Source organism: Halomonas chromatireducens (assembly GCF_001545155.1).
Taxonomy (GTDB): Bacteria; Pseudomonadota; Gammaproteobacteria; order Pseudomonadales; family Halomonadaceae; genus Halomonas; species Halomonas chromatireducens.
In genome coordinates, this window is the sequence record NZ_CP014226.1 from 1,677,512 (window position 1) to 1,696,779 (window position 19,268).

At 61.9% G+C, this 19,268-nt stretch carries 18 protein-coding genes and 1 pseudogene; 13 read left to right on the forward strand and 6 right to left on the reverse strand.

Features of this window, described 5'->3' with window-relative positions; genetic code table 11:
• Window positions 1–204: 204 nt before the first annotated feature.
• The 6 genes and pseudogenes from queC to nei all read left to right on the forward strand — a co-directional run bounded on the left by queC (window position 205) and on the right by nei (window position 4,925).
• Entirely contained in the window at window positions 205–1,011 is an 807-nt protein-coding gene (gene queC / locus LOKO_RS07800; RefSeq protein ID WP_083517495.1) for a 7-cyano-7-deazaguanine synthase QueC, read from the forward strand.
• A complete protein-coding gene (queE, locus tag LOKO_RS07805) occupies window positions 1,004–1,648 on the forward strand; it encodes a 7-carboxy-7-deazaguanine synthase (RefSeq protein WP_066447307.1) in 645 nt (214 codons plus the stop codon). Before queC ends, queE begins: the two co-directional genes overlap by 8 nt.
• Complete coding sequence (locus LOKO_RS07810; RefSeq protein ID WP_066447310.1) at window positions 1,648–2,493, forward strand: 6-pyruvoyl trahydropterin synthase family protein; 846 nt, start codon at window positions 1,648–1,650, stop codon at window positions 2,491–2,493. The genes queE and LOKO_RS07810 overlap by 1 nt, the downstream gene beginning before the upstream one ends.
• Entirely contained in the window at window positions 2,490–2,759 is a 270-nt protein-coding gene (locus LOKO_RS07815) for a YkgJ family cysteine cluster protein (RefSeq protein WP_235588973.1), read from the forward strand. The genes LOKO_RS07810 and LOKO_RS07815 overlap by 4 nt, the downstream gene beginning before the upstream one ends.
• A 581-nt stretch (window positions 2,760–3,340) precedes the next feature.
• Window positions 3,341–3,919, forward strand: a pseudogene (locus LOKO_RS07825) (helicase-related protein); the annotation flags it as partial.
• A 178-nt stretch (window positions 3,920–4,097) separates the two neighbouring features.
• On the forward strand, window positions 4,098–4,925 hold the full coding sequence (gene nei, locus LOKO_RS07830) for an endonuclease VIII (protein WP_066447321.1): 828 nt from the start codon (window positions 4,098–4,100) through the stop codon (window positions 4,923–4,925).
• 79 nt (window positions 4,926–5,004) lie between these two features.
• On the opposite strand, the gene LOKO_RS07835 is transcribed toward nei, so the two are convergent.
• On the reverse strand, window positions 5,005–6,792 hold the full coding sequence (locus LOKO_RS07835) for a thiamine pyrophosphate-requiring protein (protein ID WP_066447328.1): 1,788 nt from the start codon (window positions 6,790–6,792) through the stop codon (window positions 5,005–5,007).
• Window positions 6,793–7,043: 251 nt separating this feature from the next.
• Between LOKO_RS07835 and LOKO_RS07840 the strand changes: the two genes are divergently transcribed.
• The 3 genes from LOKO_RS07840 to LOKO_RS07850 all read left to right on the forward strand — a co-directional run bounded on the left by LOKO_RS07840 (window position 7,044) and on the right by LOKO_RS07850 (window position 11,167).
• On the forward strand, window positions 7,044–8,555 hold the full coding sequence (locus LOKO_RS07840) for a fumarate hydratase (RefSeq protein ID WP_066447329.1): 1,512 nt from the start codon (window positions 7,044–7,046) through the stop codon (window positions 8,553–8,555).
• Between the two features lie 134 nt (window positions 8,556–8,689).
• A complete protein-coding gene (cls, locus tag LOKO_RS07845; protein ID WP_066447331.1) occupies window positions 8,690–10,108 on the forward strand; it encodes a cardiolipin synthase in 1,419 nt (472 codons plus the stop codon).
• Between the two features lie 141 nt (window positions 10,109–10,249).
• Window positions 10,250–11,167, forward strand: a complete 918-nt coding sequence (locus tag LOKO_RS07850) for a LysR substrate-binding domain-containing protein (RefSeq protein ID WP_066447333.1) — start codon at window positions 10,250–10,252, stop codon at window positions 11,165–11,167.
• On the opposite strand, the gene LOKO_RS07855 is transcribed toward LOKO_RS07850, so the two are convergent.
• On the reverse strand, window positions 11,164–12,240 hold the full coding sequence (locus LOKO_RS07855; RefSeq protein WP_066447335.1) for a bifunctional nicotinamide-nucleotide adenylyltransferase/Nudix hydroxylase: 1,077 nt from the start codon (window positions 12,238–12,240) through the stop codon (window positions 11,164–11,166). The genes LOKO_RS07850 and LOKO_RS07855 overlap by 4 nt on opposite strands.
• Window positions 12,241–12,354: 114 nt before the next feature.
• On the opposite strand from LOKO_RS07855, the gene LOKO_RS07860 reads away from it, so the two are divergent.
• Window positions 12,355–13,260 (forward strand): YihY/virulence factor BrkB family protein, encoded by a 906-nt coding sequence (locus LOKO_RS07860; protein ID WP_066447337.1) that lies wholly within the window; start codon window positions 12,355–12,357, stop codon window positions 13,258–13,260.
• 40 nt (window positions 13,261–13,300) lie between these two features.
• Here the strand turns inward: LOKO_RS07860 and LOKO_RS07865 are convergent, their stop codons facing one another.
• Complete coding sequence (locus tag LOKO_RS07865) at window positions 13,301–14,341, reverse strand: Glu/Leu/Phe/Val family dehydrogenase (protein WP_066447339.1); 1,041 nt, start codon at window positions 14,339–14,341, stop codon at window positions 13,301–13,303.
• 248 nt (window positions 14,342–14,589) lie between these two features.
• Between LOKO_RS07865 and yccX the strand changes: the two genes are divergently transcribed.
• The gene (yccX, locus tag LOKO_RS07870; RefSeq protein WP_066447341.1) at window positions 14,590–14,862 is read left to right on the forward strand and encodes an acylphosphatase; all 273 of its coding nucleotides are present in this window, start codon (window positions 14,590–14,592) and stop codon (window positions 14,860–14,862) included.
• 44 nt (window positions 14,863–14,906) lie between these two features.
• Here yccX and LOKO_RS07875 read toward each other — a convergent pair whose 3' ends face one another.
• Genes LOKO_RS07875 through LOKO_RS20615 form a run of 3 tightly spaced genes read right to left on the reverse strand, consistent with a single transcriptional unit; the run spans window position 14,907 to window position 17,082 of the window.
• Entirely contained in the window at window positions 14,907–15,851 is a 945-nt protein-coding gene (locus LOKO_RS07875; RefSeq protein WP_066447344.1) for a nucleoside hydrolase, read from the reverse strand.
• 42 nt (window positions 15,852–15,893) lie between these two features.
• The gene (locus LOKO_RS07880; protein WP_066447346.1) at window positions 15,894–16,796 is read right to left on the reverse strand and encodes a ribokinase; all 903 of its coding nucleotides are present in this window, start codon (window positions 16,794–16,796) and stop codon (window positions 15,894–15,896) included.
• A 13-nt stretch (window positions 16,797–16,809) separates the two neighbouring features.
• Complete coding sequence (locus tag LOKO_RS20615; protein WP_201025396.1) at window positions 16,810–17,082, reverse strand: aconitase family protein; 273 nt, start codon at window positions 17,080–17,082, stop codon at window positions 16,810–16,812.
• Window positions 17,083–17,259: 177 nt separating this feature from the next.
• Here LOKO_RS20615 and LOKO_RS07890 point away from each other — a divergent pair, with 177 nt between their 5' ends.
• Together LOKO_RS07890 and groL are read left to right on the forward strand one after the other, a co-directional pair.
• Window positions 17,260–17,553, forward strand: coding sequence for a co-chaperone GroES (locus tag LOKO_RS07890; RefSeq protein WP_043518768.1), 294 nt, complete (start codon window positions 17,260–17,262; stop codon window positions 17,551–17,553).
• Between the two features lie 64 nt (window positions 17,554–17,617).
• On the forward strand, window positions 17,618–19,261 hold the full coding sequence (gene groL / locus LOKO_RS07895; RefSeq protein WP_066447355.1) for a chaperonin GroEL: 1,644 nt from the start codon (window positions 17,618–17,620) through the stop codon (window positions 19,259–19,261).
• Window positions 19,262–19,268: the final 7 nt, after the last annotated feature.

Consider the following 19,268-nt stretch of genomic DNA (forward strand, 5'->3'; position numbering starts at 1 on the left):
CGTTTTCAGGACGATGGCACCAGGCGCTAGCTCGGTTTCAGATAGCCCCCTGGATGCTTGGGAGAGGGGCGGGAATCTTAGCAACTGGCGCCGCCCCTGGCCAGATTTCGTACAGTTGCGTAAACTTGGCCCGCGCCGGACCGGACCCCGGCCAGCGGCTTTCAGCGAGAGCCGCCCGATAAATTCTCCGACAACGAGTTTCCCATGACCCAGTCCGCGACTTCCCCCGTGCCCGCTACCGTGGTGATCTACTCCGGTGGCATGGATTCCTTTACCGTACTGCACCGCGCCCTGCGCGAGGGGCTGGCGGTACATGCCCTCTCCTTCGACTATGGCCAGCGCCACGCCCGCGAACTTGAGGTGGCCGCCCATGTCTGCCGTGAACTCGACGTGCCCCATCAGGTGGTCGACATTCGCGCCATCCATGGCCTGATCGACAATTCGGCCCTGACCGATGCCAGCCGCGACATGCCCGATGGCGACTACGCCAGCGACAACCTGAGTGCCACGGTGGTGCCCAACCGCAACATGATCCTGCTGTCGATGGCCATCGCCAAGGCGGTGAACATCGGCGCCGGGCGCGTGGACTACGGCGCCCATGGCGGTGACCATGTGCTCTACCCCGACTGCCGGCCCGAGTTCGTCGAGCGCATGAATGCGGTGGCAGGCATCGCCAACTTCGAACCGGTGCGAATCCATGCGCCCTACCTGGGTTCGACCAAGGCGGACATCCTCGCCGATGGTCTGGCCATGGGGCTCGACTACAGCGACACCTGGACCTGCTACCTGGGCGAGGAACTCGCCTGCGGCCGATGTGGCAGCTGCCGCGAGCGGCTTGCAGCCTTTACCGCCAATGGCGCCACGGACCCGCTTGGCTATCTACAACGGCCCGATACCGCCGCCACTGCTCAGCGGCCCGAAGCCGGCTATCTACAGCGGCCCGATGCTACCGCCACTTCTACACGGTCCGATACGGATGCGCCGGAATCCAGGGAGGCGCCTGATGTATAGCGTCAAGGAGGCCTTCTATACGCTGCAGGGCGAAGGCGGCCAGGCCGGCCGTGCCAGCGTGTTCTGCCGTTTCACCGGCTGCAATTTGTGGTCGGGCCGCGAGCGAGATCGCGCCACCGCGGCCTGCACCTTCTGCGATACCGATTTCCTCGGCACCGACGGCCAGAACGGCGGTCGCTTCCGTGATGCCGACGCCCTGGCCGACCACCTGACCGCGCTTTGGCCCGACCAGTATGGTGTCGTGACACCGTATGTCGTTTTCACCGGCGGCGAGCCTCTGCTGCAGCTCGACGAGGCGCTGATCGCCGCCATGCACCGTCGGGGCTTCGAGGTGGCGGTGGAAACCAATGGCACCATCGCACCGCCCCCGGGCATCGACTGGCTCTGCGTCAGCCCCAAAGGAGCGACGGAGCTGGCAGTGACCGGCGGCGACGAGATCAAGCTGGTCTACCCCCAGCAGGAAGCGCCACCGGCGCGGTTTCAAAGGCTCGACTTTCATTATTTCTTTCTGCAGCCAATGGACAGTGCGCCCTTGGGCAAGCATGAGAGCCATATGGATGCGACCGTGGCGTACTGCCTGGCCCATCCGCAATGGCGCCTGTCGCTGCAGACTCACAAGATCGCGGGGTTCGATTGATGACGCTTTTCGTCAACCGCCTGAGCCATCTCGATGTCTCTCTGTGGTCTCCCCAGCATGGCTTGATCGGCGCCAGCTGGCATGTGGATGCCGAGCTCGACGGTGAGCTTGGCGAGGACGGCATGCTGTTCGACTTCGGCGAGGTCAAGCCGTGGATCAAGTCGCGCCTGGATGGTGGCGTCGACCATACGCTGCTGATCCCGACGAAGGCGCCCGGCCTGGAAATCTTCGAGTGCAGCGAAGGGCTCTGCGTGCGGGCCACCCAGCCCTACCCCATGGAAGTTCGCGCCCCGCGGCAGGCCTTCACCCTGCTGCCGTGGCCGGCCATCACCACCGAGCGCCTGGCCGAGCTGTTGGCAGGGGAAGTGATGAAGCGCCCCCCGCCGCGGGTGACCGACATTCGCCTGCGCCTTCGCGATGAGGTGATCGACGGCGCCGCCTACACCTATAGCCATGGGCTCAAGCGGCACCTGGGCAACTGCCAGCGCATCGCCCACGGGCACCGCTCACGCCTGCATATCTGGCAGCGCGGCGTGCGGATGCCGGGGCTGGAAGCGGAATGGGCCGAGCGACTGGGAGATCGTTACCTGGTCGACGCGGCGGACATCGCCACCGGCCCCGATTCCGTGGTGCGCGGCATGATGACCAGCCGCTACCGCGCCGAGCAGGGCCGATTCATGATCCGGCTGCCCGCGGAGCGCTGCCTCACCCTACCCACCCCCACCACGGTGGAACATATCGCCGGCTGGCTGGCGCGGCGGATCACCGAGGAAACCGGCCGCGCCACCCGGGTCCAGGCCTTCGAGGGGGTCGACAAGGGGGCGATCGCGGAGGCGCAGCCTTGAGCTTGCAGACAGCCTTGAGCGCCTGCCGCCCCGGATGCGGCGCCTGCTGCATTGCGCCGTCGATCAGCTCGGCGATCCCCGGCATGCCCGACGGCAAACCGGCCGGGGTACGCTGCGTGCAGCTCGACGAGAACAACCTGTGCCGGCTGTTCGGCGACCCGCGGCGCCCGGCCGTGTGCGAACGCTTCGGCTACGACCACTCCCTCTGCGGCGACGATCGCGAACAGGCGCTGGAGCGGATCACCGCCCTGGAGCAGGCGACCTGACGTTGCGGCCTCCGCCGAGGCGCCTACGGCGCCAGTCGCGATGCGGAGTCGGAGCGCCGAACCGAGCGCTCCAACAAGGTCGGCGACTACCTCACTGTAGGAGGAAGCTTTAGCTCACGACTGGAGGCCGCAGGCCTCCCGGGGGTGTCGGAGATGTTGCGGTTATTGCCGTGGCGGTGGCCTCCGCCGGGGCGCCTGACGGCGCCAGTCGCGATGCGGAGCAGCGCTCCAACAGCGGATTTTTCCTACCGTGGCAAGCGATTACCACCCTGTAGACATTATGGATTGACCTGCCCCGCCGCAACGTCGTGGGTTACGTTGAGGTAGGGACCAGAACACAGAGCCACTATTGAGGGAGGCAGGTCATGAATCAGTCTAACGCAACTCAGCAATCCGTTGTTAAGGGGGCTGTGGCACAACGCCTCAGNGAATGGCAGGGCGGAGAAGGCAGCGCCAACCGCTGCATCGCCGTTGACCACCGCCACCTGTTCCGCCGAAAACAGCGCGCCGAGTAACTCCTCGAGCAGCGCGTTGATCGTCGGGGTGAATTCCGACAGTTTCAACATCACCCGGTTGCCGGCCGCGAGCGGGTCGAGATCATTCGTGACCTACGTCTCGGCAAGTTCGATGTGCTGGTCGGCATCAACCTCTTGCGGGAGGGGCTCGACATCCCCGAAGTCTCGCTGGTGGCGATACTCGATGCCGACAAGGAGGGTTTCCTGCGCAACGAGCGCTCGCTGATCCAGACGATCGGGCGGGCGGCGCGTAACGCCCATGGCAAGGCGATTCTCTATGGCGATCGGGTGACCGATTCGATGCGTCGTGCCATGGAGGAAACCGAGCGGCGCAGGACCAAGCAGATGGAGCACAACGCGGCCCACGGCATTACCCCCACCACGATATCGCGCTCGGTGGCCGACATCATGGAAACCGCCCGGACGCCGGGCAAGAAGAGCGGCCGCAAGCGCGGCGAACGCCAGGTGGCCGAGGGTGCCGCGATCTACGATCTCAATGCGCTGTCGCCGGGTGAGCTGATCAAGGAGGTCTCCCGCACGGAAGACGCCATGTTCGAGGCAGCCCAGAACCTGGAGTTCGAGGAGGCGGCACGGCTGCGCGACCGGCTGCATGAGCTCAAGGAGCGTCAGCTGGTGCTGGGTTAACGTTGTTCACTCAAGGCTGTTTCGGCGACAGGTCTACGAGGGGGCGCTGTAAACCCTTCCCTGGGCGCTACTTTTGCCATCCATGGCAAAAGACCCCCTCTGCGACCTGTCCCCGACGCCTCTCGCTGTGTGGGTAATCCGCACTATCAACTTGAGCTGATTGTGGGAGTCAGGTGTCATGCCAGAAGGCCCCGAGATTCGCCGTGCCGCGGATCGCCTCCACGAGCTGCTCGCCGGCAGGCAGCTGGAGTCGGTCTGGTTCGCTTTTCCCGATCTGGCCAGCGAGGCCGATTCACTGGTAGGGCGCCGGGTCACGGCCGTGGACAGCTGGGGCAAGGCGCTGCTCACGCGTTTCGATGATGGCCGCGTGCTCTACTCTCATAATCAACTCTATGGCGTCTGGAAGCTCCATGACGCCGAGCGCGAGCCGGATACCGAACGTTCCCTGCGCGTGCGGCTGACGACGCAAGGGCGCTCGGCGAGTCTCTACAGCGCATCCGATGTCTCGCTGTGGTCGGCCGACAGGCTCGATGAGCACCCTTTCCTGGCCCGGCTGGGCCCTGACCTGCTGACCCATGGCGTGACGCTGGCAAAGGCCTTAGTGCGCCTGGGCGAGCCGCGTTTCGCTCGGCGCTCATTGGGTGGGCTGCTGCTTGATCAAGCGCTATTTGCCGGCATTGGCAACTATCTGCGCTCCGAAATCTTGTTCTTTGCCGGGCTTCCGCCCAAGGCCAGGGTCTGTGATCTGACAGAGGAGAAGCAGGTGCAGCTGGCGCGAACCATCATCGAGGTGACGCGACAGGCCTACGAGCAGGCCGGAGTAACCAACCGCCACGATTGGGCAAGCACCGCCAGGCGTCGGGGAGAGAGCCCGCGGCTATGTCGCTTTGCCGTCTTCGAACGCGAAGGATTAGCGTGTCACGCCTGTGGCACGGTGATTGAGCGGCATATGGTCGCCTCGCGACGCCTGTACTGCTGTTCAGGCTGCCAACCAGTGGCGTTCTAGCCATGGTTATTTATACCGTTATCTTGATTTAATCCACTGTACATTGCCCCTCTTGCTGAGGGACGGGAGAGCAGGCCCATCACTTCTTGCGCTTGAACAGCGAGCGTCCCATCTGCTTTGCGGAGAGTTTGGCGCTGTGAATGCCGGATGAGTCGCCTTTCACGATAGAGGCGAGGTAACTCTTGGCCTGTTCGAATTCGATATGTGGCGGCAGCGGGGCGATATCGGGGTCGGTGTAGGCATTGATCACCACCGGGCGATCAGCCGCCAGCGCCTCGTCCCAGACGCGGTCAACGTCGTCCTCATGCTCCATGCGAAGCCCCTTGAAACCAAGCAATTCAGCGTACTCGTCGTAGCGAAACTCGGGCAGTTCCTGGGATACGTCGAATTTGGGATCGCCTTCCATGACGCGCTGCTCCCAGGTCACCTGGCTGAGATCGTGGTTGTTCAGCACCAATACAATACAGCGAGGGTCCTGCCACTCGTGCCAATACTTGGCCAGGGTGATCAGGGCGTTGTTGCCCAGCATCTGCATGGCGCCGTCACCGACCATGGTGATGGCGGGACGCTTGGGATGGCAGAACTTGGCGGCAATGAGATAGGGTACGCCGTTACCCATGGAAGCCAGCCCGCCCGATACGGAGCCAAGCATACCGGCGCGTATTTTCAAATGACGTGCATACCAGTTGGTTGCCGAACCCACGTCGCAAGCCAGCATCACATCGTTCGGCAGTCGTGGTGATAGGCTCTGGAAAACATGCTGTGGGTTTATCGGCGAGGCGCTGGTGGCGCTTCGTGCCTCAGTCACCTCCCACCAGTCATCGACCCAGCTCTGTACCTGCTTGCGCCATTTCCGGTTGCGCTTGGACTTGAGTCGCTTGGCCAACGCCGTGAGCGTAGGGGCCGCATCGCCGTGCAGGTTGACTTCCGTTGGATAGCGTACGCCCAGCGCTTCGGGAACGACGTCAATCTGGATCGCACGCGCCTGGCCCGGTTCGGGCAGAAACTCGACGTAGGGAAAGCGTGTGCCGACGAGGAGAAGGGTGTCGCACTCCTTCATCAGTTTGTCGCTGGCCTCGGTGCCCAGCAGCCCGATAGAACCAGTTACGCGAGGCAGGTCATCGGCAATCATGGTCTTTGCAAGAATCGCCTTGGCGATGCCTGCACCGGTAAGTTCGGCGACCTTGAGCAGTTCATCGACGGCATGCTTTACCCCTGCACCAGCCAGGATGGCAACTCGCTTGCCCTGGTTGATTATCTCGGCCGCCGCATCGAGGTCGGCCGATTCCGGCACCACTCGGGGGAAGCGGTAACCCACGCCGGAGAAAACCGCGCCATGCTCCATGGGAGGATCTTCCATGGGCAGATCCTGTATGTCATTGGGCAGGATCACGCAGGTCACGGTACGGCGTGCAATCGCGATGCGCATGGCCTGGTCGATGACATGGCGTGCCTGGGAGGGGGTAGTAACCATCTGCACGTAATCACTGGCCACATCCTTGAACAGTGCCATGAGATCCAGTTCCTGCTGGTAATCGGTCCCCAGGCTCATTCTTGCCTGCTGCCCGATGATGGCCACGGTCGGCATGTGGTCCTTGCGCGCATCGTAGAGGCCGTTGAGCAGGTGAACTGCGCCGGGCCCCGATGTGGCAACGCAGACACCGACCTGATCGCTGAACTTGGCGTGGGCGCACGCCATGAAGGCGGCAACCTCTTCATGGCGAGGTTGGATCAGGCGAGGGGTGCCGTTGGCTCGGCGCAGTGCGGCCATGACGCCATTTATGCCATCCCCGGAATAGCCATATAAGCGTTCAATGCCCCATTCATGCAGGCGTGACACGATAAAATCACTGACAGTGACAGACATGATCCTCTCCTTAGATCCGATAGAACCCCCCTGGCTACTACGCAAGCCTAGAAGCGAGAGGCATGGCAGGCAAATAGGACGAAGTAATATACCGTTATCGTGGTGAGCGTTGACAATGTTAGACCTTGGCGTCACATCACTGTCAGTTAGGTCGCCATGAGGTATAATCCGACACCGCTTGAGACTGTCGTGGCCTGTGTCTTTTTTTCGCCATGGCAGGCATCCCGATAATGCCCAGGAGCCCCTTGCTCATGACCGTGATCCGCCAGGATGACCTGATCCAAAGCGTCGCCGATGCCCTGCAATACATTTCCTATTACCATCCCAAGGATTTCATCGACGCCATGGCGGCGGCCTATGAACGGGAAGAGAATCCCGCAGCCAAGGATGCCATCGCCCAGATACTGATCAATTCACGGATGTGCGCCATGGGTCACCGCCCGATCTGCCAGGACACCGGCATCGTGACGGTCTTCGTTCACGTTGGCATGAACGTGCGCTGGGATGCCGACATGAGCCTGGACGACATGATCAACGAGGGCGTGCGCCGCGCCTACCAGCTACCTGATAACGTACTTCGCGCCTCGGTACTGGCCGACCCTGATGGTGCCCGCAAGAATACCGGTGACAATACGCCGGCCATCGTTCATCACAAGATCGTCCTGGGCGACAGTGTCGAAGTACATGTGGCCGCCAAGGGGGGTGGCAGCGAGGCCAAGTCCAAGTTTGCCATGCTCAACCCGTCTGACAGTGTCGTCGACTGGGTGATGGAGCAGCTCCCCAAGATGGGCGCCGGCTGGTGCCCGCCCGGCATGCTGGGTATCGGCATTGGCGGTACTGCCGAGAAGGCCATGGAGATTGCCAAGGAAGCGTTGCTGGACCCGATCGATATCCAGGAGTTGCAGGCTCGTGGCGCTTCCAACCGTGCCGAAGAGCTCCGCCTCGAGTTGTTCGACAAGGTCAATAAAAGCGGTATCGGGGCGCAGGGTCTCGGTGGGCTGACCACCGTGCTCGATATCAAGGTGAAAGATTACCCGACACACGCCGCCAACAAGCCGGTCGCGATCATTCCCAACTGTGCTGCGACTCGACACGCGCATTTCACGCTCGACGGCTCTGGCCCTGCATCGTTGCCGGTGCCAAAGCTCGAGGACTGGCCGGAAATCACCCGCGAGGCTGGCGACAACGTCAAGCGCGTCAATCTCGATACCGTGACCCCAGAAGAGGTGCTGACCTGGCAGCCCGGTGACACTCTGCTTCTCAATGGCAAGCTGCTTACCGGCCGTGACGCCGCTCACAAGCGCATGGTCGAGATGCTGGCAAAGGGCGAAAGCCTGCCCGTCGATCTGAAAGGCCGCTTCATCTACTACGTGGGTCCGGTGGACCCGGTTCGTGACGAAGTCGTTGGGCCAGCCGGTCCGACCACTGCAACGCGCATGGACAAGTTCACCCGAACCATGCTGGAAGAGACCGGCCTGTTGGGCATGGTCGGCAAGGCAGAGCGCGGCCCGGCTGCCATCGATGCCATCCGCGACAACAAGGCCGTTTACCTGATGGCCGTGGGGGGCTCAGCCTACCTGGTCGCTCAGGCCATCAAGAAATCTCGCGTCGTGGGCTTCCAGGATCTGGGCATGGAAGCGATCTACGAGTTCGAAGTGGAAGACATGCCAGTCACCGTGGCAGTCGACAGCCAGGGTACCTCGGTCCATCAGACCGGCCCTGCCAAGTGGAAAGAGATCATTGCCGAGCGTGTCACGACCTGATCTTGGGTAGAAGGGATCCCGGTTCCACTTCCGGGCATGCCATGTGACGTGTTACGGCTTCACGGCCCCGCCATCTGGCGGGGCCGCTGCTGTCTGAGGTATGCTGTAGCACGCTGATTTTACAGGGAGAGATCATGGCATCCTGGCTCTTCGGCCTGGCTATATTTCTAGTTCATCTGCTGGGCTTTGTTTCGGCAGTCCTGGCTCTGCTTTCCAGTCGCACCTCCCAAGGTGCCGTTGCCTGGATCATCTCCCTGGTGACGATTCCCTATCTCGCGGTTCCTGCCTATTGGATCTTTGGGCGCCCCCGCTTCTATGGTTATGTGTCGGCGCGTGGTGAGCGCGACACGGTCCTGCGCCGGATCCTTGCCCGCTATCGGGAACGGTTGGAGCCCTTCCTCGCGGACGCCCGCGACCCCGATGTGCGTGCCGTTGAACAGTTGGCAATGATGCCGCTCACCAGCGGTAACCAAGCCGAACTGCTGATCGATGGGGAGACCACCTTCGCTAGTCTCTTTGCCGGTATCGATTCAGCGGAGGAGTACCTGCTGATCCAGTTTTTCATCGTTCGTCACGATGCCCTGGGCATCAAGCTCAAGGAACACTTGATCAAGGCAGCCGACCGCGGTGTTCGTGTCTATTTCCTGTTTGACGAGGTAGGCAGCCGAAATCTATCCGAAGGTTATCTGCGCGAGCTGAGCGATGCCGACGTCGAGGTCAGCGCCTTTCGCTCATCGCGTGGCTTCAAGCATCGGTTTCAGCTCAACTTTCGCAACCACCGCAAAGTGCTTGTAGTGGACGGGCGCGAAGGGTGGCTGGGAGGTTTCAACGTCGGCGTCGAATACCTTGGCGAACACCCACGGCACGGACCCTGGCGCGACACTCACCTCAAGCTTACTGGCCCCAGCGTGCTCGGATTGCAGGAGGCCTTTTGGGAGGACTGGCACTGGGCCACTGGCACGGTGATCAACCTGAGCTGGGAGCCCCAGATTACCTGCGAGGAGTGCCAGAACGTAGTGATCGTACCGTCCGGCCCAGCCGATCGGCAGGAAACCGCCAGCCTGTTAGTGCAGCATGCCATTCATAGCGCTCATGATCGCCTCTGGGTAACCAGCCCCTATTTTGTTCCCGATCAAGGGGTCCAGGATGCCCTGAGGCTGGCCGCCATGCGCGGTGTCGATGTCCGTATCATGATACCCGAACGACCGGATCACCTGCTGATCTACCTCTCGGCCTTCTCGTTTTTGCCCGATATGGTACGTGCCGGGGTGAAGGTCTATCGTTACCAGCCCGGCTTTCTACATCAGAAGGTCATTCTGATCGACGACAGTACGGCAGCCGTGGGTACCGTGAACCTGGATAACCGATCGTTCCGGCTCAATTTCGAGATCACAGCCTTTATTCCCGATCGCCGGTTTGCAGCAGAGGTCCGCCTGATGTTGGAAAGGGATTTTGCCAATTGTCGCCGCATCGGTTACGACGAACTGCAAAATCGCCCGCTGTGGCAGAAGCTCATCTCCCGAGCCGCCTATCTGACAGCGCCGATACAGTAGCATCTTGCTCCATGTCGTCTTGGGTTCGGCTAGTGGCTGGGTTACATTAGGGCCTGCCTGAAGAGCGACACGGCGTGCCGACGTTTCGCTATCAGTAGCTTTCATCACTTTCACTCGTCAAAGCTGTCATCGGGAGTCGCGGTGAACCTCGAGACCAAATGGCTGGAAGATTTCGTTGCCCTGGCCAGCACACGTAGTTTTTCCGCCTCCGCTCGCCAGCGGCATGTCACCCAGCCGGCCTTCAGTCGCCGCATTCGCTCACTGGAACAGGCAGTCGGTGTCACGCTTGTCGATCGCTCTACCACACCAATCAACCTGACCCCGGAAGGGCAGCTGTTCCTGGTGACCGCACGCAATCTCGTCGAGCAGCTCAATGAATGCCTGGGCCACCTGCGCGGTGTGTCAATGGCTCGCGAGGCGCTGGATATCGTCGCGGCGCACTCCCTGGCCTTGAGCTTCTATCCTGAGTGGATCTCACGCCTGCAGGAAGGCCTGGGCGAGCTGCCGACACGACTGGTGGCCATGAACGTGGGAGAGGCAATTCATGTGCTGCGCGAGGGCAACTGCGACCTTATGCTGGCCTATCACGACCAGTATGCAACGATGCAGCTCGATGCGGAGGTCTTCCCCTCATTCTCAATCGGTCAGGTCAAGATGCTGCCGGTCAGTCTGGCGGACAAGCAGGGCAAGCCGCTCTTCAGTCTGGAGAGCCAGGATCAGATACCGTACCTTTCATACACCCAAGGCGCCTTTCTTGGTCGTAGCGTCCGCATGTTACTCAAGAACGATCCATTGCGCCTGCGCCTGCGCACCATCTATGAAACAGCCATGGCCGAAGGACTTAAGGGCATGGTCCTGCAGGGTGTCGGCCTGGCCTGGATTCCCGACTTCTGTATTCGCGATGAACTCAAGAGCGGCCGGGTGGTGCGCGCCGGCGATGACAAATGGGATGTGCCGCTGGAGATACGCCTCTATCGCTGCTCGCTGGTTCACAAGCCGGGCGTCGAGAAGCTGTGGCGGCAGATGATGAAGCTGCCGCGCGATTTCTTGCAAGCTTAGATGCCGCCGAAATCGGCCGGAAGTCCGAGAAAATTCTGGATGATGAAGAAGTGGTCCTCGAACAGGCCATCGGGTTCGAGCTCGGCCAGGGGCACCCAGCGGGCATGATCGCCGCCCTTGACCGGCTTTAGCTGAGGCAACTGCTGATCGGGCCTGAGGGCAAAATAGAAGGCTTCCGCCAGGGTGCGCCCGCGCCAGCTGCGATGCGGCTCGTCGAACAGGCGCTGGCCACGCAGGGAGCCTTTCAATACCGGCTCCGGCACTTTCAACCTGACCCTTTCGCGCAGTTCGCGCAAGCAGGCGTCCAGCAGTCGCTCGTGAGGGTTGATGAACCCCCCGGGCAGGGCCAGCAGACCCTTTCCGGGTGCCGCAGTGCGGCGTACCAACAGCACATGGCCAGACTGCACTACCACCGCATTGACGGTAACGAAGACCGGTGGATAGGGCGCCTGGGCCCAGGCCTGGCGATATTGCTCCAGCAGTTGCTGCTCTTCCATCAGCTGCTGGTGGGCTTCACCGCCGGCAAAGCGGCGCAGTTCAGTACAGACAGGTGGTGGCAGGTCATGGACGGCGCCGGTGCTCAGGTAGTCGTCGGTAGAGGAGTTCGAGCGAAAAAGGCGTTCGCGTATCTGACTGGCAGAAATGCCTTCAACCAGCGGTACACTGAGTGACTCCCACTGAGGGAACAACGACAGATAGTAGCTTGACTGGCCACGGCTCGCCCCAATTAGCCCGATGCGTGGCAGTCTGGCATGTCGGTGGCCGGCAATGTCACGTACCTTGCGCTGGACATCACGCACCCAGACATCATTGTTATAGAGCGCATCCAGCAGCGGCACTATCTCGAGCCGCGCGTTCTCCTCCTCGTCGAAACAGCCTCGCAGCAGATTCTGTCGTTCCTCAAAGCGCCAGGGATTGCGCAGTGAACGCGCCTGCCAGGCGGAGCCGACGAGCACGATGACCTGCCTCGCATGACGTAATGCTTCGTTGATAACTGCCAAATGGCCCAGGTGGGGGGGTTGGAACCGGCCGATGAATACGAGACAGTCAAAATCATGGTCTGAAGCGGACATCGGCGAATCCTTCGCTGGCGGCTCGGGGCCGTCTATTATGTAGGGCGTCAGGCAGGGCTGCAATGGAGGTGCCAACGGAGCCATTCGGTTGAATCCAGATCACAAGGAGGCGGAGTGAAGACCAATATCGTCACGTTCTGGTGGGGGGTGATTCATGACTCCATACAGCTATGGCTTCAGCGCAATGCCTTCAGCTATGCCGGCTCACTGGCCTTTTATACGCTCTTTTCGTTGGCTCCGACGATCATCATTGCGGTAACGGTCATTGGCGTGGTGTTTGGCGAGGAAGCGGCTCAGGGGCAGATCGTTGCCCAGCTGGAAGGGGTCCTTGGTGAGGAGGCTGCAACCGCCGTCGAACAGGCAGTCGCGGCATCGAGAATCGAGGAGAGTGGCCTGATGCCGACGCTGCTCGGGGTCGGTGCTCTATTGATAGGCGCCACCACCGTTTTCGCCCAGATGCAGTTTTCCCTCAACACCATGTGGGGAGTGACCGCCAAGCCGGGTCGCAACGGCTTGCTGCTGTTTCTTCAGAAACGCCTGATGTCACTGGCCGTGGTGCTCGCCATCGGTTTTATCCTGCTGGTCTCACTGGTTTTCGGCGTTATGCTTCGCGCACTGCTTGTGGCCGGCGACGACCTGGTACCATTTGTCGGCCCCTTGACCGCGGCGGTTGAGTTCATGGTGACACTGGCAGTCATCACCGCGCTCTTTGCCACAATCTTCAAGGTGTTGCCAGATGTGGTGCTGGCCTGGAAGGATGTCCTGCTGGGGGCTTTGATTACTGCACTTCTGTTTGCTATCGGGCGCAGCGCCATCGCCGCCTATCTTGCCTATACGGCAACCGCTTCCACCTACGGTGCCGCCGGTTCGGTGGTCATGATCCTGCTGTGGGTCTACTACAGTTCGCTGATCCTGCTGTTCGGGGCGGCCTTCATCCGGAGTCACCTGCTGGCCCAGGGGCGAAAGATCATCCCACGCAACAGAGCCGTCCTGGTGAGGCGGGAGCTGCTGGAAAGCTGAGTCGGGCGGCCCAGGCCGCCCGACGCATGCCAGGACTGGCCTATGTCAGAAGCCGCTCACGGGCAAGTTCATCGGCAATGGCCGCCGGGCTTGTGCCGCGATTCCCGGCGCGCTCGAATATCTCGTCGAGGGTCGCGGTGATGCGTTCCACATGAGCCATCACCGCCTTGCGTGAATAGTCCTCGTGACGCTGGTACTCGACCTCGATGACGCCGCCGGCGTTGGCAACATAATCCGGTGCATAGAGAATGCCCCGGTCATGCAGCAGATCCGCCACGTCCGGCGTCGCCAACTGGTTGTTGGCCGCTCCGCACACTACACCTGCCTGCAGGCGCTTTGCCACATCTGCGGTCAGGACCGCTCCCATGGCACAGGGGGCGAAGACATCCACCTCCGCATCGAATATCGCAGCCGGCGTGGTGGTAGTCGCGTCGACCTCTCCGGCCAACAGCTCCAGGGCCTTCTGGTCGATATCGGTCAACACCAGGCGGGCTCCTGCAGCGTGGAGCTGACGCGCCAGATGCGCCCCGACATGGCCGATTCCCTGAATGGCCACCCTGAGGCCATCCATGTCCGCTCGTCCCAGGCCATGACGAATGGCGCTCTGCAGGGCACAGAAAACACCATGGGCGGTAAAGGGGGAGGGGTCGCCGGACTCGCCGGGGCGACGAGCCAGGCCGCTGACATGGGCTGTGCTTTCGTGGATATAACGCATGTCGGCTTCGCTGGTACCGGAATCCTCCGCCGTGATGTAGTGGCCGCTCAGGGAGTCAACCAGCCGCCCCATGGCACGCAGTAGTTCCGGGGTCTTGTCCCGGCGCGGGTCGGCGATGATCACGGCCTTGCCGCCTCCCAGCGGCAAATCGGCAAGGGCCGACTTGTAGCTCATTCCACGGGAGAGGCGCAGAACATCGGTGAGGGCCTCCGCTTCGCTGGCATAGGGGAAAATGCGCAGGCCACCCAGGGCCGGACCGCGGTGAGTATCATGAATGGCGATGATGGCGCGCAGACCGCTGGCGGCATCACTGCCGAAGACGATCTGCTCATGATGATCGAATTCGGGATGATCGAAGACCCGCATGGTGTTACTCCCTTGTGAGGATGGCTTGTAGTCTTGTTGTTGGCCCGATCGGAGCCGTTTATGGGCCTGCCGTCGCTTGTGGCAGCGACAGGTTCCCATCAGTAAATGTTAGAGCATTACGCCAGCGGCGAGAACCGACTTAACCTCGACGCCATGAAATGATGCCTAGCTGCAAGAAGCGTGCGGCTGGTGGATAGACGCGCGGGATGTTAGAACGACAGGACGATATCTCACAGGGAGAATGTGCCATGAGCAAGCGCTGTGTGAAGGCAGTGGTGGCGGGAAAGGTTCAGGGCGTGTGGTACCGCAAAGCGGTCCAGGATCAGGCGCTCCAACACGGCGTTACGGGCTATGCGAAAAACCTTCCCGATGGCCAGGTGGAGGTGATGCTTTGCGGTGAGGGCGATGCGGTCAACAAGGTCGCGACCTGGCTCTGGCAAGGGCCGCCGAATGCCCGGGTCACCCACGTGGAGCTCGAGTCACTCGAGCCCAGGGACCCGGACAATTTCGTCACGCTATAGCCTCAAGAGCTAGCCAGACAGGCTCGGTCATACAGGCTAGCCGATCAGGCCAGCGTGGCGGTAATCCACTCCACCACGGCATCGCCGTCTGTCTCGAGACAAACCTCGGCCAGCGGCGTCTGGGACCAGCGCTCCTGGATGAAGCCGCGACCCTCCGGTGCAAAGATGGTCTGCCCCTCGGCCGCGCCTTCCGTCACCACTGACAGGTGACCCGGCGCGGTGGTAAACAGCTCGGGGCGTAGCAGCCAAGCCAGCGCACAGCTGTCGTGGGGGCAGCAGCCATCGATACCGAGGAATTCCCGATAGAAGTCACGATAGAAGTCATAGCTTCCCGCGAGCACCTTGCCCAATTCGCCCTGACCCGCCTCAATACGGGACATGTGCTCTTGCGTGAGTACACAGCGGTGAGTTACATCGAGCCCCACCAGGGTCAGCGGCCACCCGGCGGTAAGCACGCGCTGGGCGGCATGAGGGTCGTTGAACATGTTGGCTTCCGCGACTGGTGTGACATTGCCACCCTCACCGATCGAGCCGCCCATGATCACCACCTGCCTAACCTTTTCGGTAAGCCCCGGGTCAAGCTGTAGCGCCGCAGCAAGATTGCCCACAGGCCCTACCGCGACCAGGGTCACCTCACCGGGGCGGGCATTTACCGTATCGACAATGAACTGTGCGGCACTGCGTGGATCCCTGCAGCCCGTTACGGCGGGCAGGTCAATATTGCCAAGGCCATTGGCACCATGGATGTGGGCCGGTGCCGGGTAACGCGGTTTGACCATGGGGCCGGCGGCTCCCTGGGCCACAGGTACATCGCCGCGGCCGGCCAGTTCGCTCAACAGCAGGGCATTGTGGGTGGCGGTCTCCACGTCCACGTTGCCGTAGGTCGTGGTCAAGCCAAGCAGCTCGATCTCGGGATGGCGCAGGGCAATGGCGATGGCCTGGGCGTCATCGACGCCCGGGTCGGTATCGAAGATGATGGAATGGGACACGTGGACTCCTTTCTCTAAGTGAAGTGAGCGCTAGGTAGCATTTCAGGCATGGAACTGGCTCATCGCGTGCTCGACGTCGGCCCGTAGCGGAATGCTCTCGGCAGCGCCGAACTGCTGGACGCAAAGTGCCGCTGCATGGGCAGCCAGTCCCAGGCAGCCGGCAACAGTCTTGCCTTCCTGGAGGGCTGCCATGAAATAGCCGATGAAGGTATCGCCTGCCGCCGTGGTATCCACGGGCTTGACCGGCAGGGCGGGCTGATAGCACTGTTCATCACCCGATTGATACCAGGCACCAGCGCCACCGAGCGTGAGCACCGTATCGGTCTCGGGCAGGCGTTGCCGCAGGCCTGCCAGCAGGGCCTCGGCACCGGAGGACTCGGGCAAGCCGACCAGGCCCGCGGCCTCGACGCGGTTCACAAACAGCAGTTGGCAGGTCTCCAGCGGCAGCCGGGCCACGTCTTTCGTCATGGGCGCCGGGTTGAAGGCGATGTTCAGGCTGCGCTCGCGAGCGCTCGCGAAGAGCTCCGGCAGCGCATTGCACTCGTTCTGTGCCAACAGCCACTCCCCGGGCCGGGCCAATGCCACAAGCTCAGCGAGCGCCGATGGCGTAAAGCCACGATTGGCGCCGGAAAACAGAATGATGGCGTTCTCGCCACTATCATCCACCTGGATGATGGCATGGCCGCTAGGCTCGTCGACCAGGGCGAGATGGGCCACGTTTACCCCGGCATCGGCCAGACGCTCTCGCGCCCAGGCATCCTGTCGCCCCAGGCGCCCCCAGTGGCTGACCTGCCCTCCGGCAAGCGCCATGGCCAGGGACTGATTGGCTCCCTTGCCGCCGAGTCCTACCTGGTAAGCCCGGCTGGCAAGCGTCTCGCCAGGATGCACCAGGTGCGGGACGCGATAGACATGGTCGAGATTGATCGATCCGAAATTGTGCAGCATGGCGCCCTCTCTTTCAGTTCGCTTGAACCTGACGCAGATTTTCCGCGGTCAGCGTCACGATGCGCTGCCGCGCCTCCGGCGTGATCCAGGCACTGTGGGGCGTGACGATTAGGTTGAGCGACTCCTCCAGGGCATCGAGAAGGGGGTGCCAATGGCGGATGGCCTGTTCCAGTCGTTCTCCTTCCGGCGCCCAGGGGCGGCCCTCGAGATAAGCGAAGCTGGTGTCGTCCGGGGCGATCATGCCGCAGCGGGCGCCGCCCTCGATGGAGAGGTTGCACAGGGTCAGCCGTGNCTATGAAGAGAAGTGCAGTGCCATCATCCCGCTCGGTGATGACATGCGACTCCCATATCTTGTCGAAAAGCGTTTTTCCCATCGCTGCCTGCCTCGCTGTCGTTGGCCTCGCTGTCGTTATTAGCCATGTCTTTAATCATGGCACTGCAAACCATCAGGAGAACGTGAGCAATGAACATCCGTCCCTTGCACGATCGCGTCGTCGTCCGTCGCGTTGAAGAAGAGCAAAAAACCGCTGGCGGCATCGTGCTTCCGGGCAATGCCCAGGAAAAGCCGACTCGTGGCGAAGTGCTCGCCGTCGGTAACGGCCGGATTCTCGACAGCGGCGATGTTCGCCCGCTGGACGTCAAGGTCGGCGATACCGTGATCTTCAAAGAAGGCTTCGGCGTAGAGAAGCAGAAGATCGATGGTGAGGAAGTCCTGATCATGAGCGAGTCCGATATCCTCGCCGTTGTCGAAGGCTGAGCCGCTCCTGCTCTTACCTCCTTTTTTCATACGACGTTCAAGAACTCACAGGAAGTAGCGAAAAATGACAGCGAAACAAGTCAAGTTCTCCGATGACGCCCGCAAGCGCATGGCCCGTGGCGTAGACGTCCTGGCCAACGCCGTCAAAGCCACCCTGGGCCCGAAGGGTCGCAACGTGGTTCTCGAGAAATCCTTCGGCGCACCGACCGTGACCAAAGACGGCGTCTCCGTCGCCAAGGAAATCGAACTCAAGGACCGCTTCGAGAACATGGGCGCCCAGATGGTCAAGGAAGTCGCTTCCAAGACCTCCGACGTCGCCGGTGACGGCACCACCACCGCTACCGTGCTGGCCCAGTCCATCGTGACCGAGGGCATGAAGGGCGTGACCGCGGGCATGAACCCGATGGACCTGAAGCGCGGCATCGACCAGGCGGTCATCGCTGCGGTAAAGGAAATCAAGAACCTGGCCGTGCCCTGCACCGAGCGCAAGTCCATTGCCCAGGTCGGCACCATCTCCGCCAACGGCGACGCCCGTATCGGTGAGATCATTGCCGAAGCGATGGAGAAGGTCGGCAAGGAAGGCGTCATCACCGTCGACGAAGGCCGTGGCCTGGAAGACGAGCTGGAAGTGGTCGAAGGCATGCAGTTCGACCGCGGCTACCTGTCGCCCTACTTCGTGACCAACCAGGACACCATGGCGGTCGAGCTGGAAGACCCCTACCTGCTGCTGGTCGACAAGAAGATCTCCAACATCCGCGAACTACTGCCGGTGCTGGAATCTGTCGCCAAGGCCGGCAAGCCGCTGGCCATCATCGCCGAAGACATCGAAGGCGAAGCGCTGGCCACCCTGGTGGTCAACACCATGCGCGGCATCGTCAAGGTCGCCGCCGCCAAGGCACCCGGCTTCGGTGATCGTCGCAAGGCCATGCTGCAGGATATCGCCATCCTGACCAACGGCACCGTGATCTCCGAGGAAGTGGGCCTGACCCTCGAGCAGGCCACGCTGGATCACCTGGGCAGCGCCAAGCGCATTACCATGTCCAAGGAAAACACCACCATCATCGATGGTGCCGGTGGCGAGGGTGACATCGAAGCCCGCGTCAACCAGATCCGCGCCCAGATTGAAGATACCTCCTCCGACTACGATCGCGAGAAGCTTCAGGAGCGTGTCGCCAAGCTGGCCGGCGGCGTTGCCGTCATCCGCGTCGGTGCCGCCACCGAAGTGGAAATGAAGGAGAAGAAGGCCCGCGTCGAAGACGCCCTGCACTCCACTCGCGCCGCCGTCGAGGAAGGCGTCGTACCTGGCGGTGGTACCGCTCTGGTCCGCGTGCTGACCAAGATCAAGGACCTCCAGGGCGACAACGTCGACCAGACCCACGGTATCGCCATCGCCCTGCGCGCCATGGAATCACCGCTGCGCCAGATCGTGACCAACGCCGGCCAGGAAGCCTCCGTGATCCTCAACGAGGTGAAGGCAGGCGAAGGCAACTTCGGCTACAACGCCCAGACCGGCGAGTATGGCGACCTGTTCGAGATGGGTGTCCTCGACCCGGCCAAGGTGACCCGTTCTGCCCTGCAGTCCGCTGGTTCAGTGGCTGGTCTGATGATCACCACCGAGTGCATGATCGCCGACGACCCGGAAGAGAAGGACTCCGGTCCGGACATGGGCGGCATGGGTGGAATGGGTGGCATGGGCGGCATGATGTAAGCCAGCC